Genomic DNA, 25,806 nt, shown 5'->3' on the forward strand with positions numbered 1-25,806 from the left:
CCCGGCCTCCCCCGCAAGCGGGAGAGGCGGACGGAGTTCGCGGCTGGCTACCGCGCCCTCACACATTCGACCCATGGATCGCGTCGATCACGGCGTCGGTCACTTCCTTGGTCGTCGCCTTGCCGCCGACGTCGGGTGTCAGCACGCCGGCTGCGCACACCTTCTCGACCGCCGCCATCAATCGCGCTGCGGCATCCTTTTCGCCGAGATGCTCCAGCATCTGCGCGCCGGTCCAGAAGGTCGCGACCGGGTTGGCGATGCCCTTGCCGGTGATGTCGAAGGCCGAGCCGTGGATCGGCTCGAACATCGAGGGGAAGCGGCGCTGCGGGTCGATATTGCCGGTCGGCGCGACGCCGAGGCTGCCGGCCAGCGCGCCTGCGAGGTCCGACAGGATGTCGGCGTGCAGGTTCGTCGCCACGATGGTGTCGAGGCTCTTCGGATTGAGCGTCATCCGCACCGTCATGGCGTCGACCAGCATCTTGTCCCAGGTGACGTCGGGGAATTCCTTCGCCACCTCGGCGGCGATCTCGTCCCACATCACCATGCCGTGGCGCTGCGCGTTCGACTTGGTCACCACAGTGAGGAATTTGCGCGGCCGCGACTGCGCGAGCTGGAATGCGTAGCGCATGATCCGCGTCACGCCGACCCGGGTGAAGACCGCGACCTCGGTGCCGACTTCTTCCGGCAGGCCGCGGTGTGCGCGGCCGCCCATCCCGGCATATTCGCCTTCGGAATTCTCGCGCACGATCACCCAGTCGAGATCGCCGACGCCGACATTGCGCAGCGGCGAGGCGACGCCGGGCAGGATTTTTGTCGGCCGCACATTGGCGTATTGGTCAAAGCCCTGGCAGATCGGTAAGCGAAGGCCCCACAGTGTGATGTGGTCGGGCACGTCGGGCGCGCCGACCGCGCCGAAATAGATCGCGTCGAAGGTCTTCAGATCTTTGAGCCCGTCGGCCGGCATCATGACGCCGTGCTTCTTGTAATAGTCCGAGCCCCAGTCGAAGGTCTTGACGTTGAAGCTGATGTCGCCGCTGCGCTTTGCCAGCGCCTCGAGCACGCGGACACCAGCAGAGATCACTTCGGGGCCGATGCCGTCGGCGGGAATGGCGGCGATGGAATGGGTACGCATGGGTTGTCTCCGGATGAGTGGTTAGCGGGTTCGCACGGGATTGGGTTGCGGTTCGGTCTCTGCCGGCGCGGCTTGCGCGCGCGACAGCAGCAGCGTGAGCACGGCCGAGAGCACCAGCAGGCCGGCGACGAAATAAAGACCGCCGTCGAAATTGCCGGTGCGTTCCTTAATCCAGCCGATCATCGCGGGGCCAACGAAGCCGCCGAGATTGCCGATCGAGTTGATGGTGGCGATCCCGGCCGCGGCGGCCGAGCCCGACAGGAACATGGTCGGCATGCTCCACAGCGGCGGCTTCGACGAGGAGATGCCGATATTGACCAAGGTCAATGCCGCGATCACGGCGGCGAGGCCGGTCCACAATCCGGCAAGCGCAAGTCCCGCCGCCGCGATCAGGCAGGCAATCACGACGTGCCAGGTGCGTTCGCCGGTGCGGTCGGAATGCCGCGCCCACAACACCATGGCGATCACGGCGACGGTCGCCGGCACCGCGTTGAGGAAGCCGACCTGGATCGAGGACAGACCGAACGCCTTGATGATTTGCGGCGCCCACACGCCGAGTGTGTAGAGCCCGGCCGAGGTGCCGAAATAGACCAGCGACAACGCCAGCACGCGCGGATCGGCCAGCCCGCGCCAGATGCTGTGGCTGGCGGTCGAAGCCTTGCCGTCGTTCTCGGCCTTCATGGTCTTGACCAGCCAGGTCCGCTCGTCGTCGGCAAGCCATTTCGCCTGCTCCGGCCGGTCGGTCAGGAAGCCGAGCACGACGAAGCCGAGCAGCACGGCGGGGATGGCCTCCAGCACGAACAGCCATTGCCAGCCCTTGAAGCCGAGCAGGCCGTCCATCTCCAGCAGCGCGCCCGACACCGGCGAGCCGAGCACGGTCGAGAGCGGCGCCGCGGCCATGAACAGCGCGGTGACGGCGGCGCGCTGCCGCGCCGGGAACCAGTAAGACAAATAGAGGATGATGCCGGGGAAGAAGCCGGCTTCGGCGGCGCCGAGCAGGAAGCGCAGCACGTAGAAGCTGGTCGCGCCCTGCACCAGCGCCATCGCCGCCGAGACCAGGCCCCAGGTGATCATCACCCGCGCGATCCAGATCCGCGCGCCGATCTTGTGCAGGATGATGTTGGAGGGCACCTCGAACAGGAAGTAGCCCCAGAAGAAGATACCGGCGCCGAAGCCATAGACGGTCGGCGACAGGCCGATGTCCTTGTTCATGGTCAGCGAGGCGAAGCCGATATTGACGCGGTCGATGAAGGCCACGAAGTACAGCAGCATGATGAACGGCACGATGCGCAGTGAGATCTTGCGCAACACGCGCGTGCCAAGCTCGCTTTCCATGGGCTTCCTCAGGGTTCGTCTTGTTTGTTGGGACGGCGCATTCGCCGCGCCACCGGGAAGCCTAGAGGCTTGCGCCCTTCCGATTCAATCCGTGCCGGTTTATACAAAAAAATGATATAATCGAGCGCCGCTCGTTACTCGTCATTGCGAGGAGCGAAGCGACGAAGCAATCCATCGTTCCGCATATCGGGTGGCGATGGATTGCTTCGCGGAGCCTGTCATCGGGCGCGCGTTCGCGCGACCCGGTGGCTCGCAATGACGGCGGGCGGAAGTGGAAGGAATCCAGTTTGGAACTGCACCAGCTTCGCTGCTTCGTGGCGGCTGCCGAGGAACTGCATTTCGGCCGTGCCGCGCAGCGCCTGCAGATGATGCCGTCGGCGCTCGGCCGCCACATCAAGCTGCTGGAGGAGGACCTCGGCGTACGCCTGTTTGCGCGCACCACGCGCGCGGTGTCGTTGACCGAGGACGGCTCTGTGCTGCTGCGCGAGGGGCGGGCGCTGCTCGGCCGCGCCGAGGCGATCGAGAACGGCTTTCGCCGCCGGCTGCGCAAGCCGCAGGCCCGGCGGTTCCGGATCGGCGCGATCGACAGCGCCGCGGCCGGCCTGCTGCCGCCGCTGCTGCGCGATCTCCGCGCCGCCCATCCGGACGTTGCCGTGCAGCTGCTCGAGGAGAAGACCATCCGGCTGCTGCCGAAGCTGTTGTCGGGCGCGCTCGATCTCGCTTTCGTGCGCCCGCCGGAGCGGCCCGACCGGCGCATCGAGTTCGTTCCGCTGCTGCAGGAGACCGCCGTGGTGGCGCTGTCGCACAAGCATGCGTTGGCGCGGCGCAAGCAGATCGTGCTGCCCGACATCGCCGATCAGCCTTTGATCGTGCCGGAGCGCCGCTCGCGGCCGCACAGCCACGATCTCACGACAAAGCTGTTCGACGAGGCCGGGCTGACGCCGCGCATCCAGGAGATCGCCGACGAGAAGCAGACCATCGTCAACATGGTCGCAGCACGGCTCGGCGTCGCCATCGTGCCGCGCTGGACTGCGCGGATGGCGATCCCGGGCGTGCGTTTCATTCCCCTCAGGCTCAAGCGCGGCAGCAGCACCGGCCGCCTGCCGCTCGCCGCCGCCTGGCTGAAAGGCTCCCGCGACCCGGTTCGCGACCAGGTGATCGCTGTGCTGGAGGCAAGGTTGAAGAGTTACGCAAGGGAGGCGTAGGCGCATCGTTCACCTCGTCATTCCCCGGTGCGCAATTGCGCACCTGAGGGCTCGCCCCAAGAGGCGGCCCCGGAATGACGGGAGGATGGAGGCGTGCTTCTACCGCTGCTCCACCCGGCTTTTCATCGTCCCGGTCTCCGCGGCGGGAAACAGGACCGCCGCAGCGACCACGCCGGCAATCGCCCCGAACATTGCGAGGACGAACGGGGCCGCGAATGCCGGCGTCAGATCCGTTGTCGCGAGCGTCGCGCCCAGCGCGGCAATGCTGATGGCGAAGCCGGCCTGACGGACGATCATTGTCATGGCGGAGGCCATGCCGGCCTGCGCGGGCGGCGCGAGCGCCAGGGCGACGCTCCCCAATTGCGGGTTGGCCAGCGCCGCGCCGATGCCGATCGTCAGCATGCCGGCCGCCGTTGCGATGCCGCGCAGCCCGGCGTCGGCGGATAGCGCGGCGATCACGAGCAGCACGTCTCCAGCAGCGATGATGCCGGAGGCGATCATGAAGAAGCGCCGCCAGCCCCATTGGGTGACGAAGCGACCACCGAGCAGCGGGACCAGCAGCATTGGCAATGTCGCCGCAAGCAAGGCCACGCCTGCGACTTCCATGCTGACATGCAGGCCGGTGCTCAGGAACAGCGGCAGATAGACCAACACCGCCCAGTAACCGAACTGGATCGAGGTCAACGAGGTCGCGACCCCGATCATCGGCGGAGCCGCGAACACGCGCGGGTCGAGCACCGGGTCGCGGCTGCGCCATTGCTGCCGAACGAACCCGATGGCTGTCGCCGCGCTTGCGATCAGGTCGGCCGCTCTCACGATCGGCGAGGCGTCATGCCTCAACAGCGCATCGATGGCGAAACCCAGCGAGAGCGTCAGCAGCACGATACCCACCGGATCGAGCGGGCCCCCGCCGGGTTGATGCGTCTCGGCAACGACCCGCGGCACGGCGAAGGCCAGCGTCAGGCAAAAGGGGATGTTGGCATAGAAGATCCAGCGCCAGCCGAACCAGGCGGCAAGCAGGCCACCGAGGGTTGGGCCAAGCGCCATGGCGACGCCCGAGATCATCCCGATGGTGCCGAAGGCCCGCGCCCGCTGACCCTGGTGCGGGAATGCCCCGGCGACCAGCGCAATGGCGCCTGTGCTCAGGAAGGCCGCGCCGACACCTTGCAGCATGCGTGCGGCGAGCAGCAGCGGACCGTTCGTCGCCGCGCCGCAGGCAATCGACGCCAGCAGAAACACGACGTTCCCGGCCAGCATCGCGCGCCGCCGCCCGAAGCGATCCGCAAGTGCGCCCGATGCCAATAGCGCGCCGGTGAGGGCGAGGCTATAAGCGTCGATGACCCAGGCCGAACCGGCAATGGCGAACCCGAGATCCCCGGCAATGCCCGGCATGGCGACCACGACCGCGGTCACATCGAACAGGATCAGGAACGCGCCGAGGCCAAGAACGAACGTGATCAGGGTCGATCGCTCGTGGGCGACGTCAGATGAGCGATCGTGCATGTCACGCGGCCTCCCAATCCCGCCCGGGGTTGCACCCGCACGAGGTCTGCCTACGCCCGTCCTGCTGACAGCATGGTGTCAGCAGGGCGGCTGCCTGAACCTGTTTGCGATCGGGGCGCACCAACTTGCAAAGCAAGTGTCATATTGGCCTGCTAGCGCTTCCGTTGCGGCCTGCCCGTGCGCTCCCGCGCTGGAATTCGCCCGACACTTCGCCGGCATTCTTTGACCGGAGGGGACCATGCTCCGCATCGTCACATGTCTGACGCTTTTGATTTCCCTTCAAGCGGCCGCGGCGCAAGACAGGGCGCCGGGCGTTTCGTCACCGCCCTATTTGGGCGGCTCCACTTCGCCGCCGACCGATCTGCCGTCCGGGATCGGCAATTATTGCATCTACGAAAACTTCATCTACTCGATTGGCTCGCCCATGTGCGTTGGCAAGACGAGCTACGTATGTGCTCCCGCGACAAACGATGCGGAGCTCGGTCAGCGGGGGTATTGGTCAGCAAGACCAGCTGACCCGAAACTGACCGCGCCGGTGTGCCAGTAGACTGGCTCCCGTCTTTCCTTCGAATCGAGAACCATCCTCATCGTCGTCCCGGCGAAGGCGGGGACCCATAACCACAAATGCCGATTGCCATGCGCCGTTGGAACGACGAGTCCCGTTCACACTTCCGCTGCGGAGTATGGGTCCTGGCCTTCGCCAGGACGACGTTGGAGGGAACTGTACACGGGTCTGCCTCGCTCTGGCGCAGGTAGCCGACGGTTCCATCGGGGCGGACTTTCCGGACAAAGCTGTAGACGAGGGCGTCACTCTGCCGGCGCAGCCCGAATCTCTCCCGGTTTTGCGGATCGGCCATGAGTTCCTCGTTGGTAGACTCGCGTTATGTTATAATATAACAGTTTCCCATGGCGCACACGCACTCCCACGACCACCACCATCACGGCCACGCCCATCCCCACGCGCACAGCCATGGCCCCTCGGCGCATCCGGCCCAGGCCGCGCCCTGGTCGATCCTGCGCATGCCCGTGCTGGCCCGGCTGGCCGCGGCGCTCGCGGTCTCTGCCTGCCTGTGGGGCGTCGTCTGGCTGGCGATGAGGTAAACCAATGGGCGCGCTTGTCACATTCCGCGACGTCACGCTCGGCTATGACCGCCATCCGGCCGTGCACCATCTCAATGGCGCGGTCGAGGCGGGCGCGCTGCTGGCCGTGATCGGCCCGAACGGCGCCGGCAAGTCGACATTGCTGCGCGGCATCGCCGGCGTGCTGAAGCCGCTGTCGGGCGTGATCGATCTCGACGGGCTCGAGCACCGCGACATCGCCTATCTGCCGCAGTCCGCCGACATCGACCGGACTTTTCCGATCTCGGTGTTCGATTTCATCGGCACCGGGCTGTGGCGCTCGACCGGCTTCTTCGGCGGCATCGGCAGGGCCGCGCGTGGCAAGATCTTGACGGCGCTCGCCGCGGTTGGCCTCAACGGCTTCGAGAACCGCCCGATCGGCACGCTGTCCGGCGGCCAGATGCAGCGCATGCTGTTCGCACGCGTGCTGCTGCAGGACGCCCGCCTGATCGTGCTCGACGAACCGTTCAATGCCATCGATACCAAGACCACCACCGATCTCTTGGCGCTGGTGAAGCGCTGGAACGGCGAGGGCCGCACGGTGCTGGCGGCGCTGCACGACCTCGACATGGTACGCAACAATTTCCCGGAAACGCTGCTCCTGGCGCGCGGCCCGGTGGAATGGGGCCCGACCGCGGAGACATTGACGGCGGACAATCTGACGGTCGCGATGCGGATGTGCGAAGCCTTCGACGACAGTGCCGCGGCCTGCGCGGCCGATCCACGCTCGCGGGCTGCCTGACGCCGATGCTCACCGACGCGCTGATCACGCCCTTCACCGAATTCGAGTTCATGCGCCGCGCGCTCGCGGCCGTGATCGCGCTGTCGCTCGGCGGTGCGCCGATCGGCGTGTTCCTGATGCTGCGGCGGATGAGTCTGGTCGGCGATGCCATGGCGCATGCGATCCTGCCGGGCGCTGCGATCGGTTTCCTGCTGTCCGGGCTCAACCTGTTCGCGATGACGACCGGCGGCCTGATCGCGGGCTTTGCGGTGGCGCTGCTCGCCGGCCTTGTCGCCCGCACCACCGAGCTGAAGGAGGACGCTTCGCTTGCGACCTTCTATCTGGTCTCGCTCGCGCTCGGCGTCACCATCGTCTCCATCAAGGGCACCAATATCGACCTGCTGCACGTGCTGTTCGGCAACATCCTCGCGATGGACGACCAAACGCTGCTGGTGATCGCGTTCAACGCCACCCTCACGCTGCTGGTGCTTGCCGTGATCTATCGTCCGCTGGTGATCGAGTGCGTCGATCCGGTGTTCCTGCGCACGGTGAGCCGGGCCGGCGCGCCGGCCCATCTCGCCTTCCTCGCCCTGGTCGTGGTCAATCTCGTCAACGGTTTCCACGCGCTCGGCACGCTGCTCGGCGTCGGGCTGATGATCCTGCCCGCGGGTATCGCACGGTTCTGGTCGCGCGATATCACCACCATGATCTGCATCGCCGTCGCGAGCGCGATTGTGTCGGGCTATGCCGGGCTGGTGCTGTCGTATCAGACCCGGATTCCCTCTGGCCCCGCGATCATTCTGGTCGCGGCGGGGCTCTACATTGTGTCGCTGCTGTTCGGCAATGTCAGCGGCCTGGTTCGGCAGCTGTTCCCCGGCCGCCATCTCGAGGCGTGAGGACGATGCGGCGGTTGTTCGGTCTGATCTGTCTGGCACTGATGCTCGCGAGCGGCGCGGCGCGCGCAGAGGAGCGCATCAAGGTCGTCGCGAGTTTCTCGATCCTCGCCGACATGGTGCGCAATGTCGGTGGCAACAGTGTCGACGTGGTGGCGCTGGTCGGACCCGACGGCGACGCGCATGTCTACGCGCCTACGCCGGCAGACGCCAAGAAGGTCGCGGACGCCAAGCTGCTGGTCATCAACGGCCTCGGCTTCGAGGGCTGGCTGCCGCGGCTGCTGCAGGCCTCCGGCAGCAAGGCGCCGGTCGCGGTGGCAACCAAGGGGATCATGCCACGGAAGATGGGTGGCCATGACGATCCGCATGCCTGGCAATCCGTCGCCAATGCGAAGATCTATGTCGTCAATATTCGAGACGGGCTGATCGCCGCGGCCCCTGACCATGCCGGCGTCTTCAAGGCCAATGCTGACGCCTATCTGGCCAAACTGGAGGCGCTCGACCGCGAGGTGCATGAGGCGGTAGCGAAGATACCGGACGCTCGGCGCAAGGTGATCTCGACCCACGATGCCTTCGGCTATTTCGCCGACGCCTACGGAATTACGTTTTTCTCGCCGCTCAGCGTCTCGACCGATTCCGAGCCCAGCGCACGCGATATCGCCGCCATCATCGCCCAGATCAGGGTCGCGAAAATTCCGGCAGTTTTTCTCGAAAATATCAGCGATCCCCGCCTGGTCGAGCGGATCGCGGCCGAGACCGGAGCCAAGGTCGGCGGGACCCTGTATTCGGACAGTTTGACGGGCGAAAAGGGCCAGGCACCCACTTACATTGATATGGTCAGGCACAATATAAAGGCCCTGACCAGCGCGCTCGCCAACTAGGGCAGGGGCCTCCCTGCCGGGGATTGAGCGCGGACCAGCATGATCCGGAAAAGTGGGGTCCGGTTTTCCGATAAGATCATGCTCAAACAAAGAGTTCCTCGGAGTTGTTATGGCTGAAGCTTCGCAAAAAATTCCAGTGACCGTGCTGACGGGCTATCTCGGCGCCGGCAAGACCACCTTGCTGAACCGCATCCTGTCGGAAAACCACGGCAAGAAATACGCCGTCATCGTCAACGAATTCGGCGAGATCGGCATCGACAACGACCTCATCATCGGCGCCGATGAGGAAGTGTTCGAGATGAACAATGGCTGCGTCTGCTGCACGGTGCGCGGCGACCTCGTCCGCATCATGGACGGGTTGATGAAGCGCAAGGGCAAGTTCGACGCCATCATCGTCGAGACCACCGGCCTTGCCGATCCGGCGCCGGTCGCGCAGACCTTCTTCGTCGACGAGGACGTGCAGAAGAACGCCCGGCTCGACGCGGTGGTGACGGTCGCCGATGCCAAGTGGCTGAGCGACCGCCTCAAGGACGCGCCGGAAGCCAAGAACCAGATCGCGTTCGCCGACGTCATCGTGCTGAACAAGACCGACCTCGTCTCCAAGCCCGAGCTTGCCGAGGTCGAGGCCCGCATCCGCGGCATCAATCCGTACGCAAAACTGCACCGCACCGAGCGTTGCCAGGTCGGGCTAACCGATGTGCTCGAGCGCGGCGCGTTCGACCTCGATCGTATTCTCGAAATCGAGCCCGATTTCCTCGAGGCCGGCAATGGTCACGACCATGACCACGATCACCACCATCATGACCATGATCACCATCACCACGATCACGGCCATGGGCTGAAGCACTATCACGACGAGGACATGCAATCGCTGTCGCTGCGCTCGGAGAAGCCGCTCGATCCGACCAAGTTCATGCCCTGGCTGCAGAACCTCGTCGCCACCGAGGGCCAGAAGATCCTGCGTTCGAAGGGCATCCTCGCCTTCACCGGCGATGACGACCGCTACGTGTTCCAGGGTGTCCACATGATGCTGGAGGGCGACCACCAGCGGAAATGGAAGGACGGCGAGAAGCGCGAAAGCCGCGTCGTGTTCATCGGTCGCGAATTGCCTGAGCAGGCGATCCGCGACGGCTTCGAGCAGTGCATCACCACGTGATGAAAGAGTTCGACCCGGGCGAGGCCCCTTCTTCCATCGTTTCGATCACCGATCGCGTCAAGCAGCTTCCGCTTGGTGCTGCGGTCGGTTCGGTGCATTTCCTCGGCGATCGCGCGTTCTTCGTCGGCGCAGAGGAAAGCGTCGCGATCGCGACCGCCGACGGCGAGATCACGCGGACAGAGACGCATTTCGGCGCCATCCTGTGCGCGGCCTCCGACGGCAAGCGGCTCGTTACCGGAGGTGACGACGGCAAGCTGATCGCGATCGATGCCAAGGGCGAGACCTCTGTCATTGCGACCGACGCCAAGCGGCGCTGGATCGACAATGTCGCCCTGCACAGCGACGGCACCGTGGCGTGGTCGGCGGGCAAGACCGCCTTCGTGCGCAATCCCAAGGGCGAAGAGAAAACCTTCGAGGTGCCGTCGACCGTCGGCGGGCTCGCGTTCGCGCCGAAGGGCCTGCGACTTGCGATCGCGCATTACAACGGCGTGACCTTGTGGTTTCCCAACATGGCGGCCAATCCGGAATTCCTGGAATGGGCCGGCTCGCATCTCGCCGTCATGTTCAGCCCAGACAACAAATTCCTGGTCACGGCGATGCACGAGGCCGCGATGCATGGCTGGCGGCTCGCCGATAACAGGCACATGCGGATGAGCGGCTATCCCGGCCGCGTGCGCTCGATGTCGTGGAGCGCCGGCGGCAAGGGGCTCGCGACCTCGGGCGCCGACACCGTGATCGTCTGGCCGTTCACCAGCAAGGACGGCCCGATGGGCAAGGAGCCGGCGATGCTGGCACCGATGCCGGCACGGGTCGCGGTGGTCGCCTGTCATCCGAAGAACGACATCATGGCGGTCGGCTATGCCGACGGCACCGTGCTGATGGTCCGGCTCGAGGACGGCGCCGAGATCCTGGTGCGCCGGAATGCCGGCAAGGCGGTGTCGGCGCTGGGCTGGAATGCCAAGGGGACGCTGCTCGCCTTCGGCACGGAAGATGGTGACGCGGGCATCCTGGAAATGTAAGAGATCGCTGAATACGAAGCGTTTTCAAGCGAAGTGGGTACCGGTTCGCGTGAAGAAAACGCGTCAAAAGTAGTTCGCGCCGGGGCAGCGCCATGCGATTCCTCACGACATTCCAGCTCGCCGACTTCATCGACACGCTGGTCAGCCTGACGTCAGCCTTTGTGCTGGGCACGCTGATCGGGGCCGAGCGGCAGTACCGGCAGCGCACCGCGGGGCTGCGCACCAATGTGCTGGTCGCGGTCGGCGCGGCCGCCTTCGTCGACCTCGCGATGCATTTGGCCGGCGCCGACGGCGCGGTGCGGGTGATCGCCTATGTGGTGTCGGGGATCGGCTTCCTCGGCGCCGGCGTCATCATGAAGCAGGGCATGGACGTGCGCGGCCTCAACACCGCGGCGACGCTGTGGGCCTCGGCCGCGGTCGGCTCCTGCGCCGGCGCCGATCTGGTGGCGCAGGCGGCGGCGCTGACCGTGTTCGTGATCGCCGGCAACACGCTGCTGCGGCCGCTGGTCAACGCCATCAACCGCATCCCGCTGAACGAGAAGGCCTCGGAGGCGACCTACTACTTCAAGCTCGTGGTGACCCCCGAGGCGCTGCCCGACATGCGCGACCGCCTGGTCGAGAAGCTCGAGGCCGCGAACTATCCGGTCGCCGATGTCAACGTGGTCGAGGCCGGCGACGACTTCCTGGAGATCGTGGCGGAGCTGGTCTCGACCGCGGTCGACCCCAACGAGCTGAATGCCGTGGTGGTCGACCTGCAGCATCAGCCCGGCGTGCGGCACGTGACCTGGGAAATCAGCACCACGGATTGAGGCGAGGTTCCCGCAAGCTCTGCTCAGGAACCATGCGGTGGCCGGATCGTTGACCTCGCTGACACTACGCGGGTGAACGAGATGACTGCGGATCGGACCAGGCTGCGGAACGACGTGCTGATCGCCTCAACGCTGGTAGTGGCGGGCGTCGCGATCGCGGTGGTTTCACTGCACGCTATCAACGCTGCCCCGCCGCAGATGGCGCAGGCGACCCAGCCGCCGCGGACAACGCCGCCCGCGGAGTCAAAACCCGGCGGCGAGCGGCCGACCACGCCGGCGCCGGAGCCGGCGCGTCCCGACGCTGAGGCACAGAAGGCCGGCGCCAGGCCGGCGCTGCCGCCGGCGCCCGCCGAGAAGATCGCGCCGCCGATCGAGAAGAAATAGCCGCGCGCCGATCCGCCTAGGGTCTGCATTGTGACGCGCATTTGACTGATGCTGCCGATTATACGGTCTCGCCTCAGCCGCCCGCGCCCGCCATAATCTGTCGTCTTGCCAACGACAGATGGGGCCTTTCATGAAGATCGAGGACGTCCGGCGCACCGCTTATTCGATGCCGCTCACCAACCCGTCGTTCCCGCCGGGGCCGTACCGGTTCTTCGACCGCGAATATTTCATCATCACCTACAAGACCGACCCCGAAGCGCTCGCCGCCGTGGTGCCGGAGCCGCTCGAGGTCGCCGAGCCTGTCGTGAAGTATGAATTCATCCGCATGCCGGACTCGACCGGTTTCGGCGACTATACCGAGACCGGGCAGGTGATCCCGGTCCGCTTCAAGGGCGAGGTGGGTGCCTACACCCACGCGATGTATCTCGACGACGAGGCCCCGATCGCCGGCGGCCGCGAACTGTGGGGGTTTCCGAAGAAGCTGGCGCGGCCGAAGATCGCGGTCGAAAGCGACGTGCTGGTCGGCTCGCTGCATTACGGTTCGGTGCTCTGCGCCTCCGCCACGATGGGCTACAAATACCACAAGGTCGATCACGACACGGTCCTGAACGCGATGAAGGCGCCGAACTTTATTCTGAAAATCATTCCGCATGTCGACGGCAGCCCGCGGATCTGCGAACTGGTGCGTTTCCATCTCGACGATATCACCTTGAAGGAGGCCTGGACCGGCCCCGCCGCGCTCGGCCTGTTTCCGCACGCACTGTGCGACGTCGCCCGCCTGCCGGTGCGCGAGGTGGTCTCGGCGCTGCATTACAAGGCGGATTTGACGCTGGGCCTCGGCTCGGTCGCGTTCGACTATATGGCGAGGTGAGCGGCGCCAGATAGCAAAATGCCCGGCGTGAGCCGGGCATTTTCGTTCTCAACGTACGCTGTGCGGTCAGCGCACCAGGATGTTCTTGAATTGCCAGGGATCGCTGGTGTCGATGTCTTCCGGGAACAGTCCCGGACGATCCGTCAGCGGGGTCCAGTCGGTGTAGAAGCCCTTCACCGGCCCGAGATACGGCAGCTGGATCTCCAAGAGACGATCGAAATCCATCTCGTCGGCTTCGACGATGCCCTCGTTCGGGTTCTCCAGCGCCCACACCATGCCGCCGAGCACGGCGGAGGTCACCTGCAGGCCGGTGGCGTTCTGATAGGGCGCGAGTTTGCGGGTCTCCTCGATCGAGAGCTGCGAGCCGTACCAGTAGGCATTGTTGTCGTGGCCGAACAGCAGCACGCCGAGTTCGTCGATGCCATCGACGATTTCGTTCTCGTCGAGGATGTGGTGCTTCTCCTGCATCTTCGCTGCGCGGCCGAACATTTCATGCAGCGACAGCACGGCGTCGTCGGCCGGATGATAGGCATAGTGGCAGGTCGGCCGATAGATCGCCTTGCCCGATGCGTCATGCACCGTGAAGTAATCGGCGATCGAGATCGACTCGTTGTGGGTGACGAGGAAACCGTACTGCGCGCCGCGGGTCGGGCACCAGGTCCGCACGCGCGTGTTGGCGCCCGGCTGCATCAGATAGATGGCAGCGCCGCAGCCGGCTTCGTGAGTATGCGCATTCTCGGGCATCCATTTTTCATGAGTGCCCCAACCGAGTTCGGACGGCTGCACGCCTTCCGACAGGAAACCTTCCACCGACCAGGTGTTGACGAAGACATCAGGCTCCTTCGGCGACTTGGAGCGCTGGGTGTCGCGTTCGGCGATGTGGATGCCCTTGATGCCGGCCTGCCGCATCAAGTCCGCCCATTCGGCCTTGGTCTTCGGCCTCGGGGCATTGAGCTTCAGATCGGCAGCAACATTGAGCAGCGCCTGCTTGACGAAAAACGAGACCATGCCGGGATTGGCGCCACAGCAGGAGACCGCCGTGGTCGAGCCCGCCGGACGCGCCTTCTTGGCGGCCAGCGTCACTTCGCGCAGCGCGTAGTTGGAGCGCGCTTCCGGGCCCTTCGACGAGTCGAAGTAGAAGCCGAGCCAGGGCTCGTTGACGGTGTCGATATAAAGCGCACCGAGCTCGTTGCAGAGCTCCATGATGTCGGTCGAGCCGGTATCGACCGAGAGGTTGACGCAAAAGCCCTGGCCGCCGCCTTCGGTGAGCAGCGGGGTCAGCAGGTCGCGATAGTTGTCCTTGGTCACGGCCTGCTGGATGAATTTGACATTCTGCTTCTCGCAATGGGCCTTGCGGCCCTCATCCTTGGGATCGATCACGGTAATGCGCGACTTGTCGTAATCGAGATGCCGCTCGATCATCGGCAGCGTGCCTTTGCCGATCGAGCCGAAGCCGATCATGACAATGGGGCCGGTGATTTTCGCGTAGATCTGCGAGGAGGGGCTCATCATTTTCTCCAGGAGAGCGCCGAGCGGCGGGTAGAGTGGATCAGGGGTTGCGTCGCTTTGCGGTGACTTCGATCTCGACCTTCATCTCGGGCTTGTAGAGCCCCGCGACGATCAGCAGCGTCGCGGCAGGCCGGATCTCGCCGAGAACCTCGCCGCAGACCGCGAAATGGGCATCCGCGTCACTGACGTCAGTGAGGTAGTAGGTCGCGCGGACGATGTCGGCCATCGCAAAGCCTCCCTCTTTCAGGGCAGCCTCGATGGTCTTGAAGCAGTTCCGTGACTGGCTCGTGACATCATCAGGCATGGTCATCGTGGTGTAGTCGTAGCCGGTGGTTCCGGCGACGAAGGCGAAGTCGCCGTCGATCACGGCACGGCTGTAGCCCGCGGTCTTCTCGAACGGCGAGCCGGTGGAAATCAGGCGGCGGGACATGTCGGACCTCGACGGAAAAAGGTTCTGCGCGGGGTTTACGGGCATTTTTGGCGCCCGCGCAACCCCCGGATTCTGACCTGGGATTCTGGCCTTGCGGCCGGCGCTAGTGGGACTGCTGCGTGGTGTCCGGCGGGGACGGCGGCGAGCCGGCCCAGCGCCGGATCAGGATGTCCCGGACGATCATGACCGAGATCAGGACCAGCATGACCGTGGTGACGAGGCCGCGCCAACGCGGGCGCGCGCCATCGATTGCGGGAAGATTCTCTGCCATGGCGCCCGCCTTACGCCGCGTGCGGCACGGCGAGCGGTGCCTTCCGGTTGCGGGTTGCCTTGCTCTTGGGCAGCGGTGCGCCGGTCGGCGTGATCATGCCCCAGGCGCCGTCCAGTGCGCCCTCGACCAGCTCGAGGCCGAGCAGCCGGTCGCGCTCGAACGCGCCGGGCAGCGACAATTCGCCGGTCCCGGCGGCGGTGAAGCCATAGCGGGCGTAATAGGGCGCATCGCCAAGCAGGATGACGGCGCCGTGGCCACGGGCCTTCGCCAGGGCCAGCGCGCGCTGCATCAGCGCGGCGCCGACGCCGAGGCCGCGGCAGTCGTCGTCGACAGCCAGCGGCCCCAGCATCAGCGCGCTGCGGCCCCCCGCGCTGACGTGCCACAGCCGCACGGTTCCAACCAGCCGGCCGTCCTGGCGCACGGCCGCAAGGCTCAGGCCTTGGGCGGGCGCGCGTCCGTCGCGCAGGCGCTGGCAAGTGCGGGCATGGCGGTTCTCGCCAAAGCAGGCATCCAGCAGCGCTTCGCGCGCAACGACGTCCGAAGCCCGCTCCGCACGGATCGCGAACGGAGCGGCTTTTCGGATGAGGGCAACGGGAGTGTTCCGTTTTGCAGTCATGGCACGTCAGTCCCCGCTTGCAACGGCATGTCGCACGCCGCGCAAGCGTCGTTCAGAAAAATCAAAAATGATCGGGAAGGAGCCGGCGGGGCCGGCTCCCGGTTTATCAGGCCTCGAACAGGAGGCGGCTTAGATGTGGTAGGTCTTCAGCGGCGGAATGCCGTTGAACGCCACCGACGAGTAGGTCGACGTATAGGCGCCGGTGCCTTCGATCAGCAGCTTGTCGCCGATCTCGAGCGTCACCGGGAGCGGATACGGCAGCTTCTCGTACAGCACGTCGGCAGAGTCGCAGGTCGGGCCCGCGAGCACGCACGGCGTCATGTCCGCCCCGTCATGCGGGGTGCGGATGGCGTAGCGGATCGACTCGTCCATCGTCTCGGCGAGACCGCCGAACTTGCCGATGTCGAGATAGACCCAGCGCACCTCGTCCTCGTCGCTCTTCTTCGAGATCAGAACGACTTCGGTCTCGATGATGCCCGCATTGCCGACCATGCCGCGGCCCGGCTCGATGATCGTCTCCGGGATCTGGTTGCCGAAATGCTTGCGCAGCGCGCGGAAGATCGACCGGCCATATTGCAGAACCGGCGGAACGTCCTTGAGATACTTGGTCGGGAAGCCGCCGCCCATGTTGACCATGGTGAGGTTGATCCCGCGCTCGGCGCAGTCACGGAACACGGTCGAGGCCATCGCGAGCGCGCGGTCCCACGCCTTCACCTTGCGTTGCTGCGAACCGACATGGAACGAGATGCCGCACGGCTCCAATCCAAGGCGCTTGGCGAGGTCGAGCACGTCGACCGCCATCTCCGGATCGCAGCCGAACTTGCGCGACAGCGGCCACTCGGCGCCGGCGCAATCATAGAGGATGCGGCAGAACACCTTCGCGCCGGGAGCGGCGCGGGAGACCTTCTCGACCTCTGCGGCGCAGTCGACTGCGAACAGGCGAATGCCGAGCGCGAAGGCACGCGCGATGTCGCGCTCCTTCTTGATCGTGTTGCCATAGGAGATGCGGTCAGGCGTCGCACCGGCGGTCAACGCCATCTCGATTTCCGCAACGGTCGCGGTGTCGAAGCAGGAGCCGAGCGAAGCCAGCAGTGACAGCACTTCGGGCGCCGGGTTGGCCTTGACAGCGTAGAACACGCGGCTGTCCGGCAGCACCTTCGCGAAGGTCTGGTAGTTGTCGCGCACGACCTCGAGGTCGACGACGAGGCACGGCTCGGTGTCGAGACCTTCGCTGCGGCGGTTGCGCAGGAATTCCTGGATACGTTCAGTCATGGCACTCTCCAACGGCCCCAGCGACGGGATCCGCATCAACATGACGTCGGGTCAAAGCGCTCCGGCCACATCGCGCGATGGAGGCGCAACGAAGCCAAAAGACTCAAACCAGACTGTGCTGCCGTGGATTGGTTGGGAGAGTTTCCCGCCCGCTCACCTGGCAATGAAGGACAAGCCTTTTCAGTAGCCCGCGCCGGCGTTGGACTGCCGGTAGAGACCAAAAAAGCCCGATCCGTCGTTGCTTTAAGTCGCGTCCCCCGTGGAGAGCGGGGTGCGCCGGTTCGCCTCCGGCTGCCAGTCACGGTTGCAAAGAGTGGCGAGACCTTCAACGGCATCCCTGGAGAGAGATGCTGGCCGCCTCGTGTCCTGACGGACGTAAGCGACCCTCGGTTCTTCCACCCCTTGGCGGCTGTCCGGCCTCTTGTCCGGATACCTACCGACTGACACACGACCACAGGCACGTGCGAAATTGGGCAAGGCAGGAAATAAATCTTTTGAATTCGCTTCGCAAGAATTTTTTTGCGATCGCGACAAATTTCCCTAACGCGCGCTTGCGATCTCGCGCGCAGCAGGCGTTGAAGATGAACGGCTGTTAAGAATGACTAACGAAGCGTGTGCGTTTTAGCCCTGTGCCGCAGCGCTTTCTTGAATCGCTTCAGCTCACGCGCGACGCGTGAACGGCTCGATGCGCTGAGCGGCGCGGATGAAGGCGATCATGATCAGGACGCCGATGCCGAACATCACGGCCTGCAGGATATGCGCGCCGAGATCACCGAGCCCGAGCGCGATCGCGAGTGCCCAGCCGCCGGCGAAGGCCGCGCCGAACACTTCCGCGCCGATCAGGATCGCCGCAGAAATCACGGTGATGACGCTCGGCCAGACGATCCGGCTGGTGCCTGCGGTAGAGGGCTGCATGGTCATGGAATAGGTCCTGTTCAGGGGGCGCAATCTCTCCGAAAAGTGCCCATCTATCAAGCGCAAAAGGCCCAAAAATGCCGTATCGCGTGATATAGATTGGGCCGCATTTTCAAGGCGAAAAACGGGATATTCGATGTCAGAAACCAGCGCAGACGCTCACGCCAACCCCCTCCTGAAGGCATGGCAGACGCCGCTCGAGACGCCGCCCTTCGCCGAGATCAAGCCGGAGCATTTCCTCCCCGCCTTCGAGCAGGCCTTCGCCGACCATTCGGCAGAAGTGGCTGCGATTACCCATGATCCGGCGCTGCCCGACTTCGACAACACCATCACGGCGCTTGAGCGCTCCGGCAAGCTGCTGTCGAAGGTCTCGGCGGTGTTCTACGACCTGGTCTCGGCCCATTCGAGCCCTGCGATCCTCGAGATCGACAAGGAGGTGTCGCCCCGGATGGCGCGGCACTGGAATCCGATCATGATGAACGCTGTGCTGTTTGGCCGCATCGCCATGCTGCACGAGAAGCGCGCCTCGCTCGGCCTGACCGGCGAACAGATGCGGCTCCTGGAGCGCACCTACACCCGCTTCCACCGCTCCGGCGCCGGGCTCGACGACGCCGCCAAGGCCCGCATGGCCGCGATCAACGAGCGCCTCGCCCAGCTCGGCACCTCGTTCAGCCACCATCTGCTCGGCGACGAGCAGGAGTGGTCCATGGAGCTTGGCGAGGGCGACCGCGCCGGCCTGTCCGACACATTTGTGGCGGCCGCCAAGGCTGCGGCGGAAGAGCGCGGCAAGCCCGGCAAGGCGATCGTGACGCTGTCACGCTCCTCGGTCGAGCCGTTCCTGCAGAGCTCGTCGCGGCGCGACCTGCGCGAGAAGGTCTACAAGGCCTTCACGGCGCGCGGCGGCAATGGCAACGCCAACGACAACAACGCGACCATCGTGGAGATCCTCTCGCTCCGCGAGGAGACCGCGAAGATCCTGGGTTTCCCGACATACGCCGCCTACCGCCTCGAGGATTCCATGGCCAAGACGCCGGAGGCGGTGCGCGGCCTCTTGGAGCGGGTCTGGAAGCCGGCGCGGGCGCGGGCGCTCGCCGACCGTGATGCGCTGCAGGCGCTGATCACCGAAGAGGGCGGCAATTTCACCCTGGCGGCCTGGGACTGGCGCTATTACGCCGAGAAGCTGCGCCAGCGCCGCGCCAATTTCGACGATTCTGCGATCAAGCCCTATCTGGTGCTCGACCACATGATCGAGGCCGCCTTCGACTGCGCCACCCGCCTGTTCGGCGTCACCTTCGCCGAGCGCAAGGACGTGCCGGTCTGGCACCCGGACGTGCGGGTGTGGGAGGTCAAGGGCCGCGACGGCCAGCACAAGGCGCTGTTCTACGGCGATTACTTCGCGCGGCCCTCGAAGCGCTCCGGCGCCTGGATGACCTCGCTGCGCGACCAGCAGAAGCTCGACGGCGACGTCGCGCCGCTGGTCATCAACGTCTGCAACTTCGCCAAGGGCGCCGACGGCGCGCCGTCGCTGCTGTCGCCCGACGACGCGCGGACCCTGTTCCACGAGTTCGGCCACGGCTTGCACGGCATGCTCTCGGACGTGACCTATCCGTCGCTGTCGGGCACCAGCGTGTTCACCGACTTCGTCGAGCTGCCCTCGCAGCTTTACGAGCACTGGCAGGAGCGGCCCGAGGTGCTGCAGCGCTTCGCCCGCCACTACCAGACTGGGGAGGCTCTGCCGGACGACCTGCTCAAGCGCTTCCTCGCGGCACGCAAGTTCAACCAGGGCTTTGCCACCGTGGAGTTCGTCTCCTCGGCGCTGGTCGATCTTGAATTCCACACCCAGCCGGCAGCGGCGAGCCGCGACGTCCGCGCCTTCGAGCAAAAGGAGCTGGAGAAGATCGGCATGCCCGCTGAAATCTCGCTGCGGCACCGGCCGACCCAGTTCGGCCACATCTTCTCCGGCGACCACTATGCGTCGGGCTATTACAGCTACATGTGGTCGGAGGTGATGGACGCCGACGCGTTCGGCGCCTTCGAGGAGGCCGGCGATATCTTCGATCCCGCGACCGCCAAGCGACTGCATGACGACATCTATTCGTCGGGCGGCTCGCGCGATCCGGAGGAGGCCTATGTCGCCTTCCGCGGCCGCGAGCCCGAGCCGGACGCGCTGCTGCGCCGGCGCGGTCTGCTCGAGACGCCTGAGGCGGCCTGAAGGTGCGGCAGTCCCTGAAGTGCCTGATCGCCGGGCTCGCGCTTGCGGCGTCCGTCGTGCTCGGCACGGCGGCCGCCGAGGCCCATCCGCATGTCTGGATCGTGGCCAAAAGCGAGCTGATCTACGCGCCTGACGGCACCATCACAGGGGTCCGCCACGCCTGGACCTTCGACGACATGTTCTCGACCTATGCACTGCAGGGCATCGAGACCAAGGTGAAGGGCGCCTACAGCCGCGAGGAGCTGGCGCCGCTGGCGCAGACCAATGTCGAGTCGTTGAAGGAATATGCCTACTTCACCTTCGCCAGGGGCGACGGCAAGAAGCAGAAGTTCACCGAGCCGGTCGACTACTTCCTCGAATACAAGGATTCGGCGCTGACGCTGCACTTCACCCTGCCGGTGAAGACGCCGTTCAAGGCCAGGCAGCTGTCGCTCGAAGTGTTCGACCCGACCTACTTCATCGACTTCCAGTTTGCTGAGAAGGAGCCGGTCAAGCTGATCGGCGCCGCGGCCGAGTGCAAGATGCAGTTCGAGCGACCGAACGACGGCACCGCCGCCGCGCAGAAGCTCGGCGAGCAGAACTTCCTCGACGGCAGTGCCGGCAATTTCGCGATGATGTTCGCCAACAAGATCACGGTGGATTGCCCATGACGCCGATCGCTTCCCGCGCGATGCGTGGTCTCGCCGTTTTTACGGCCGTGCTGGCGGCATTTGTGGTGCTGGATAGTACGGTTCATGCGCTGCTGGCGCAAAATCCGTTCGGCGCGCCGCGCGCAGCGGAGCCGCAGGGCGGGATCGTCGGCTGGCTATTGGCAAAACAGTCGGAGTTTTACCGCGAGATCTCGGCGACCATCCGCGCCGCGAAATCCGACGGCTCGGCGGTCTGGACGCTGCTTGCGATCTCCTTTGCCTACGGGATCTTCCATGCCGCCGGCCCCGGCCACGGCAAGGCGGTGATCTCATCCTACATGGTCGCCAATCGCGAGACCGCGCGGCGCGGCATCGTGCTGTCGTTCGCCTCGGCGCTGATGCAGTCGCTGGTCGCGGTCGTCATCGTCGGCGTGTGCGCCTGGCTGCTCAACGCGACGGCGAAGACCATGTGCGGCGCGGAGAAGGCGATCGAGATCGCGAGCTACGCGCTGATCGCGGCGTTCGGCGCCCGGCTGGTCTGGGTCAAGGGCGGCGGCTTCCTCCGCGCACTCCAGCCGCCGCGCCCGGCGCTGGCGATGGCCGGCGCGCATCAGCACGATCACGACCACCATGATCACGATCACCACGACCATGGCCATGATCACCATCACCGCCACGCGCATGACGATCATGGCCATCATCATGATCACGGCCACGACCATGGGCATGACGCACAGCACGTCCATGACGAGCATTGCGGCCATTCGCACGGGCCGACGCCGGCCGAGCTCGCCGGTCCCGGCGGCTGGCGGCGCGGCTTAGGTGCGATCCTCACGGTTGGGATCCGGCCGTGCTCGGGCGCGATCCTGGTGCTGGTGTTCGCACTGGCGCAGGGCCTGTTCTGGGCCGGTATTGCCGCGACCTTCGTGATGGGGCTCGGCACCGCCATCACGGTGGCGGCGATCGCGCTGGTCGCAGTGTCGGCGCGCGGCGTGGCGGAGCGACTGAGCGCGGCGCGCGACGGCGGCGGCATGGTGATCATGCGCGGCCTGGAATTCGCGGCCGCCGCGCTCGTGCTGCTGTTCGGGCTCGGGCTGCTGTTCGGCTATGTCGCGGCCGAACGGGCGACTTGTCTTTGAGGTCGGGCTTAGCCCGCATCCGCGAAGTTTTCACCCTCCCCTGGAGGGGGAGGGTCGCCACGCATGGAGCGTAGCGAAATGCGTAGCGGGGCGGGGTGACGGTGTCTCCACATCCGACCGCGTCCGAGTGGAGAGATCACCCCACCCCGGTTCGCCCCTCGCTTCGCTCGATGCGAACCGACCCTCCCCCTCCAGGGGAGGGTAAGCGCGCTCAACTCGTCAGATATCCCCTGATCGCCGGCAGGAGGAAGATCGCGATGTTGATCACGAAGCCGATGCTCCAGAGGATAGAGCGCAGCGTCGGGCGGTTGCCGATATAGGTGAAGACATAGGCGATGCGCACGATCAGGAACAGCACGGCGAGCTCGTCGATCAGCCGCAGCGGGCCGACGCGGAATTCGGCGAGCAAGACGGCGAAGGCGAAGAACGGGAAGGCCTCGATGCCGTTCTGGTGGGCGCCGAGCGCGCGCGAGCGGATCGGGTCGTCGTAGAAATCCGGATCGCGTGGCTTCGAATTGTCGAAACCGCGGATGCCGGCCCACTTCACCGATACGATCGTCAGCAGCGAGAGCAGCAGCGTCCCGAAGACGCACCATTCGGCGATCGTCATGGTTCCTCCCAGAAGCGTTTTCGAGCGAAGTGGGCCCCGGTTCGCGTCAAGAAAACGCGTCAAAACAAAAGCTTTGCTTCCGGACGGGAACGTAGCCAACCCGCACTCGGCTTGACAAGGTTGGAGCAACGCGCGAAGCCCAAAGACCCCCAAGCGAAGGAGTTAGGCGCAAGGCCATCATGAGCACGGTGATCCCCTTCGAGAGCGCGAAGCCTGCCGCGGCGCCGAAGCCGGAACGCGTCGGCGTGCTGCTGGTCAATCTCGGCACGCCGGATACGGCCGATGCCGCGGGCGTTCGGGTTTATCTCAGGGAATTCCTGTCCGATCCGCGGGTGATCGAGGACCAGGGCCTGCTCTGGAAGCTGATCCTCAACGGCATCATCCTGCGCGTTCGCCCGGCCCGCAAGGCGCGCGACTATCTGAAGATATGGAACACCGAGAAGAACGAGTCGCCGCTGAAGACGATCACGCGGTCGCAGGCCGACAAGCTGGCGGAGGCGATCGCCGATCACGACCACGTCGTGGTCGACTGGGCGATGCGCTACGGCAACCCGTCGATCAAGGAGCGCATCGAGGCGCTGGCGGCGCAGGGCTGCAGCCGGCTGCTGCTGGTGCCGCTCTATCCGCAATATTCCGCGGCGACGTCGGCGACCGTCTGCGACGAAGCGTTTCGCGTGCTGGCCGGCATGCGCGCGCAACCGATCCTGCGGGTGACGCCACCCTATTACGATGACCCTGATTACATCGAGGCGCTCGCGGTCTCGATCAACGACCATCTTGCGACGCTGTCGTTCCAGCCCGAGGTCATCCTCGCCTCGTTCCACGGCATGCCGAAGGAGTATGTCGACAAGGGCGATCCCTATCAGGCGCAGTGCATTGCCACGACCGACGCGCTGCGCAAGCGGCTCGGGCTCGGTGCCGACAGGCTGATCCTCACCTTCCAGTCGCGCTTCGGCAATGCCGAGTGGCTGCAGCCCTATACCGACAGGACGGTCGAGAAGCTCGCCAGGGACGGCGTGCGGCGAATTGCCGTGGTCACGCCCGGCTTCTCCGCCGATTGCCTGGAGACGCTGGAGGAGATCGCGCAGGAGAATGCCGAGATCTTCCGGCACAATGGCGGCGAGCAATTCGCGGCGATCCCCTGCCTCAATGACAGCGACGGCGGCATGGACGTGATCCGCCAGCTCGTGCTGCGCGAGCTTCAGGGCTGGATCTAGCGCGCCCGGGTCTAACCGCGCCGGATCTGATTGTTAACGATCCGTGACAGCGGACGCAGCGGTTCGTTCAGCGTTCATGCATCCACCGTTCAGCTTGCGTGCATCTGGCAGTCCGACAGCCGCTTCCTATGTGCTAGAGAGAACAACAGCCGGCTGAACCGGCGGAGCGGTCCTGCCGACCAATGCACGACCGTGCCTGGCGACGGTCTCGCGGGCCTCGCGGTGCCTTGGAGGACTTCATGACTGGCTTCGACATTTTCGCGATCGCGTTTGTTCTTCTCGTCATCGTCACGCTGTTCGCCGGGATCAAGACCGTTCCGCAGGGCTATGACTGGACCATCGAGCGGTTCGGCAAATACACCCGGACGCTGTCGCCCGGCCTCAATCTGATCGTGCCGTATTTCGATCGGATCGGGCGCAAGATGAACATGATGGAGCAGGTGATCAACATCCCCGAGCAGGAGGTGATCACCAAGGACAACGCCACCGTGACGGTGGACGGCGTCGCGTTCTTCCAGGTGTTCGATGCCGCGAAGGCGAGCTACGAGGTCGCCAATCTCAACCAGGCGATCATCGTGCTGACCATGACAAACATCCGCTCGGTGATGGGCTCGATGGATCTCGACCAGGTGCTGTCGCATCGCGACGAGATCAACGAGCGGCTGCTGCGCGTGGTCGACGCCGCGGTGTCGCCTTGGGGCCTCAAGGTCAATCGCATCGAGATCAAGGACATCGTGCCGCCGGCCGACCTCGTCGAGGCGATGGGCCGGCAGATGAAGGCCGAGCGCGTCAAGCGCGCCGACATTTTGCAGGCCGAGGGCCAGCGTCAGTCCGAGATCCTGCGCGCCGAGGGCGCCAAGCAGGGCCAGATTCTGCAGGCGGAAGGCCGCCGCGAGGCTGCCTTCCGCGACGCCGAGGCGCGCGAGCGTCTCGCCGAGGCCGAAGCCAAGGCGACCCAGATGGTGTCGGAATCGATCGCCAAGGGCGACGTCGCCGCGCTGAACTATTTCATCGCCGACAAGTACATCAAGGCGTTCGGCCAGCTGGCGGAGTCGCCGAACCAGAAGATCCTGATGCTGCCGATCGAGGCAACGAGCGTGCTGGGCTCGCTCGCCGGCATCGGCGAGATCGCCCGCGCCACCTTTGGCGAGAGCGCGGCATCGGCCACGGCTGCGGCGCGGCGCGGCGGCTCGGTGCCGCCAGCCGGCCCGACCCCGCCACCGCCAGTGCCGCCGCAGCGGTAGAGATCGATGGTTGGCTCCGCACACTCGTTGCACCTCTCCCCTTGTGGGAGAGGTCGGATCGCGTCAGCGATCCGGGTGAGGGGTCTCTCTCCGCGGAGAGACTGTTACCCCTCACCCCAACCCTTCTCCCAAAAGGGGAGAGGGGCTTTTGACAGTTGAGAGGTCGTCATGGCCGAGATGTTTTCGACACTGGGTACCTGGAACTGGCTGATCTTCGGCTTCATCCTGATGGCGCTGGAGCTCGCGGCGCCGGGCGTCTTCCTGTTCTGGCTCGGGCTCGCGGCGCTGCTGGTCGGCCTGCTGTCGTTCATCTTCACGCTGTCCTGGCAGACGCAGCTCCTGATGTTCGCGGTGTTCGCCGCGCTGGCGGTGCCGGCGTGGCGGCATTTTGCCAAAGGCGCGACCGAGGCGAGCAAGACCAATCCGTTCCTCAACCGCCGCAACGAAGCCCTGGTCGGCCGCGAATTCACGCTGGAGAAGCCGATCGTCGATGGATCAGGCACGGTGCGGATCGACGACACGGTCTGGCGCGTCGCCGGTCCCGATGCGCCGGCCGGCAGCCGGGTGAAGGTGGTCCGCGCCGATGGCGCGAGCCTGACGGTGGCCGCGGTCTAAGGCGCGATAATTTCTTAGTTGAGGCAGCCGGACCGCAGACTCGTTTCGCCTCTCCCGCTTGCGGGGGAGGCCGACGCGCGCAGCGCGGCGGGTGGGGGC

General features: G+C 65.5%; 27 protein-coding genes. 17 read left to right on the plus strand and 10 right to left on the minus strand.

Features of this window, described 5'->3' with window-relative positions; all coding sequences use genetic code 11:
- Positions 1-58 precede the first annotated feature (58 nt).
- Both Q0030_RS39235 and Q0030_RS39240 read right to left on the minus strand, forming a co-directional pair.
- On the minus strand, positions 59-1,132 hold the full coding sequence (locus Q0030_RS39235; protein ID WP_298380112.1) for a tartrate dehydrogenase: 1,074 nt from the start codon (positions 1,130-1,132) through the stop codon (positions 59-61).
- 21 nt (positions 1,133-1,153) lie between these two features.
- On the minus strand, positions 1,154-2,467 hold the full coding sequence (locus Q0030_RS39240; RefSeq protein ID WP_298380114.1) for an MFS transporter: 1,314 nt from the start codon (positions 2,465-2,467) through the stop codon (positions 1,154-1,156).
- Positions 2,468-2,754: 287 nt separating this feature from the next.
- Here Q0030_RS39240 and Q0030_RS39245 point away from each other — a divergent pair, with 287 nt between their 5' ends.
- A complete protein-coding gene (locus Q0030_RS39245; RefSeq protein WP_298380116.1) occupies positions 2,755-3,672 on the plus strand; it encodes a LysR family transcriptional regulator in 918 nt (305 codons plus the stop codon).
- 99 nt (positions 3,673-3,771) lie between these two features.
- Here the strand turns inward: Q0030_RS39245 and Q0030_RS39250 are convergent, their stop codons facing one another.
- On the minus strand, positions 3,772-5,175 hold the full coding sequence (locus Q0030_RS39250) for an MFS transporter (protein ID WP_298380119.1): 1,404 nt from the start codon (positions 5,173-5,175) through the stop codon (positions 3,772-3,774).
- Positions 5,176-5,413: 238 nt separating this feature from the next.
- Here Q0030_RS39250 and Q0030_RS39255 point away from each other — a divergent pair, with 238 nt between their 5' ends.
- The 10 genes from Q0030_RS39255 to Q0030_RS39300 all read left to right on the plus strand — a co-directional run bounded on the left by Q0030_RS39255 (position 5,414) and on the right by Q0030_RS39300 (position 13,028).
- The gene (locus Q0030_RS39255; protein ID WP_298380122.1) at positions 5,414-5,722 is read left to right on the plus strand and encodes a hypothetical protein; all 309 of its coding nucleotides are present in this window, start codon (positions 5,414-5,416) and stop codon (positions 5,720-5,722) included.
- 359 nt (positions 5,723-6,081) lie between these two features.
- The gene (locus tag Q0030_RS39260; protein ID WP_298380125.1) at positions 6,082-6,276 is read left to right on the plus strand and encodes a hypothetical protein; all 195 of its coding nucleotides are present in this window, start codon (positions 6,082-6,084) and stop codon (positions 6,274-6,276) included.
- 4 nt (positions 6,277-6,280) lie between these two features.
- On the plus strand, positions 6,281-7,036 hold the full coding sequence (locus Q0030_RS39265; protein WP_298380128.1) for an ABC transporter ATP-binding protein: 756 nt from the start codon (positions 6,281-6,283) through the stop codon (positions 7,034-7,036).
- A gap of 5 nt (positions 7,037-7,041) precedes the next feature.
- Positions 7,042-7,911: a metal ABC transporter permease gene (locus Q0030_RS39270; protein WP_298380175.1), complete on the plus strand. Its 870-nt coding sequence runs from the start codon at positions 7,042-7,044 to the stop codon at positions 7,909-7,911.
- A 5-nt stretch (positions 7,912-7,916) separates the two neighbouring features.
- On the plus strand, positions 7,917-8,789 hold the full coding sequence (locus Q0030_RS39275) for a metal ABC transporter substrate-binding protein (protein WP_298380130.1): 873 nt from the start codon (positions 7,917-7,919) through the stop codon (positions 8,787-8,789).
- 109 nt (positions 8,790-8,898) lie between these two features.
- On the plus strand, positions 8,899-9,945 hold the full coding sequence (locus Q0030_RS39280) for a GTP-binding protein (RefSeq protein ID WP_298380132.1): 1,047 nt from the start codon (positions 8,899-8,901) through the stop codon (positions 9,943-9,945).
- Entirely contained in the window at positions 9,945-10,964 is a 1,020-nt protein-coding gene (locus tag Q0030_RS39285) for a WD40 repeat domain-containing protein (protein WP_298380135.1), read from the plus strand. Before Q0030_RS39280 ends, Q0030_RS39285 begins: the two co-directional genes overlap by 1 nt.
- A gap of 92 nt (positions 10,965-11,056) precedes the next feature.
- Complete coding sequence (locus tag Q0030_RS39290; protein ID WP_298380137.1) at positions 11,057-11,773, plus strand: MgtC/SapB family protein; 717 nt, start codon at positions 11,057-11,059, stop codon at positions 11,771-11,773.
- Positions 11,774-11,854: 81 nt separating this feature from the next.
- The gene (locus tag Q0030_RS39295; RefSeq protein WP_298380140.1) at positions 11,855-12,157 is read left to right on the plus strand and encodes a hypothetical protein; all 303 of its coding nucleotides are present in this window, start codon (positions 11,855-11,857) and stop codon (positions 12,155-12,157) included.
- 130 nt (positions 12,158-12,287) lie between these two features.
- The gene (locus Q0030_RS39300; protein ID WP_298380142.1) at positions 12,288-13,028 is read left to right on the plus strand and encodes an acetoacetate decarboxylase; all 741 of its coding nucleotides are present in this window, start codon (positions 12,288-12,290) and stop codon (positions 13,026-13,028) included.
- A 66-nt stretch (positions 13,029-13,094) separates the two neighbouring features.
- Here Q0030_RS39300 and Q0030_RS39305 read toward each other — a convergent pair whose 3' ends face one another.
- From Q0030_RS39305 to Q0030_RS39330, 6 genes are all read right to left on the minus strand, one after another.
- Positions 13,095-14,537, minus strand: coding sequence for a homospermidine synthase (locus Q0030_RS39305; protein WP_298380145.1), 1,443 nt, complete (start codon positions 14,535-14,537; stop codon positions 13,095-13,097).
- Positions 14,538-14,577: 40 nt separating this feature from the next.
- Positions 14,578-14,967: a RidA family protein gene (locus tag Q0030_RS39310; protein WP_298380148.1), complete on the minus strand. Its 390-nt coding sequence runs from the start codon at positions 14,965-14,967 to the stop codon at positions 14,578-14,580.
- A gap of 103 nt (positions 14,968-15,070) precedes the next feature.
- Complete coding sequence (locus tag Q0030_RS39315) at positions 15,071-15,238, minus strand: hypothetical protein (RefSeq protein ID WP_298380150.1); 168 nt, start codon at positions 15,236-15,238, stop codon at positions 15,071-15,073.
- 10 nt (positions 15,239-15,248) lie between these two features.
- Positions 15,249-15,854 carry an N-acetyltransferase gene (locus Q0030_RS39320; protein WP_298380153.1) on the minus strand — a complete coding sequence of 202 codons (606 nt, stop codon included), beginning with the start codon at positions 15,852-15,854 and terminating at the stop codon, positions 15,249-15,251.
- A gap of 129 nt (positions 15,855-15,983) precedes the next feature.
- Complete coding sequence (locus tag Q0030_RS39325) at positions 15,984-17,126, minus strand: type III PLP-dependent enzyme (protein ID WP_298380156.1); 1,143 nt, start codon at positions 17,124-17,126, stop codon at positions 15,984-15,986.
- A 660-nt stretch (positions 17,127-17,786) separates the two neighbouring features.
- Entirely contained in the window at positions 17,787-18,041 is a 255-nt protein-coding gene (locus Q0030_RS39330) for a hypothetical protein (protein WP_298380178.1), read from the minus strand.
- A gap of 136 nt (positions 18,042-18,177) precedes the next feature.
- Between Q0030_RS39330 and Q0030_RS39335 the strand changes: the two genes are divergently transcribed.
- From Q0030_RS39335 to Q0030_RS39345, 3 genes are read left to right on the plus strand one after another with little or no spacing between them, the layout of a single operon-like run.
- Positions 18,178-20,253, plus strand: coding sequence for a M3 family metallopeptidase (locus Q0030_RS39335; protein ID WP_298380159.1), 2,076 nt, complete (start codon positions 18,178-18,180; stop codon positions 20,251-20,253).
- A gap of 2 nt (positions 20,254-20,255) precedes the next feature.
- Positions 20,256-20,903, plus strand: a complete 648-nt coding sequence (locus Q0030_RS39340; protein ID WP_298380161.1) for a DUF1007 family protein — start codon at positions 20,256-20,258, stop codon at positions 20,901-20,903.
- A 20-nt stretch (positions 20,904-20,923) separates the two neighbouring features.
- Positions 20,924-22,021 (plus strand): nickel/cobalt transporter, encoded by a 1,098-nt coding sequence (locus Q0030_RS39345; RefSeq protein WP_298380180.1) that lies wholly within the window; start codon positions 20,924-20,926, stop codon positions 22,019-22,021.
- Between the two features lie 211 nt (positions 22,022-22,232).
- Here Q0030_RS39345 and Q0030_RS39350 read toward each other — a convergent pair whose 3' ends face one another.
- A complete protein-coding gene (locus Q0030_RS39350; protein WP_298380163.1) occupies positions 22,233-22,631 on the minus strand; it encodes an MAPEG family protein in 399 nt (132 codons plus the stop codon).
- Positions 22,632-22,810: 179 nt separating this feature from the next.
- Here Q0030_RS39350 and hemH point away from each other — a divergent pair, with 179 nt between their 5' ends.
- The 3 genes from hemH (at position 22,811) to Q0030_RS39365 (ending at position 25,707) form a co-directional block, all read left to right on the plus strand.
- On the plus strand, positions 22,811-23,848 hold the full coding sequence (gene hemH / locus Q0030_RS39355) for a ferrochelatase (RefSeq protein ID WP_298380166.1): 1,038 nt from the start codon (positions 22,811-22,813) through the stop codon (positions 23,846-23,848).
- A gap of 239 nt (positions 23,849-24,087) precedes the next feature.
- Positions 24,088-25,092 carry an SPFH domain-containing protein gene (locus tag Q0030_RS39360; RefSeq protein WP_298380169.1) on the plus strand — a complete coding sequence of 335 codons (1,005 nt, stop codon included), beginning with the start codon at positions 24,088-24,090 and terminating at the stop codon, positions 25,090-25,092.
- 168 nt (positions 25,093-25,260) lie between these two features.
- Positions 25,261-25,707, plus strand: a complete 447-nt coding sequence (locus tag Q0030_RS39365; protein WP_298380172.1) for an NfeD family protein — start codon at positions 25,261-25,263, stop codon at positions 25,705-25,707.
- Positions 25,708-25,806: the final 99 nt, after the last annotated feature.

Origin of the sequence: uncultured Bradyrhizobium sp. (assembly GCF_947648125.1) — a bacterium.
GTDB lineage: Bacteria > Pseudomonadota > Alphaproteobacteria > Rhizobiales > Xanthobacteraceae > Bradyrhizobium.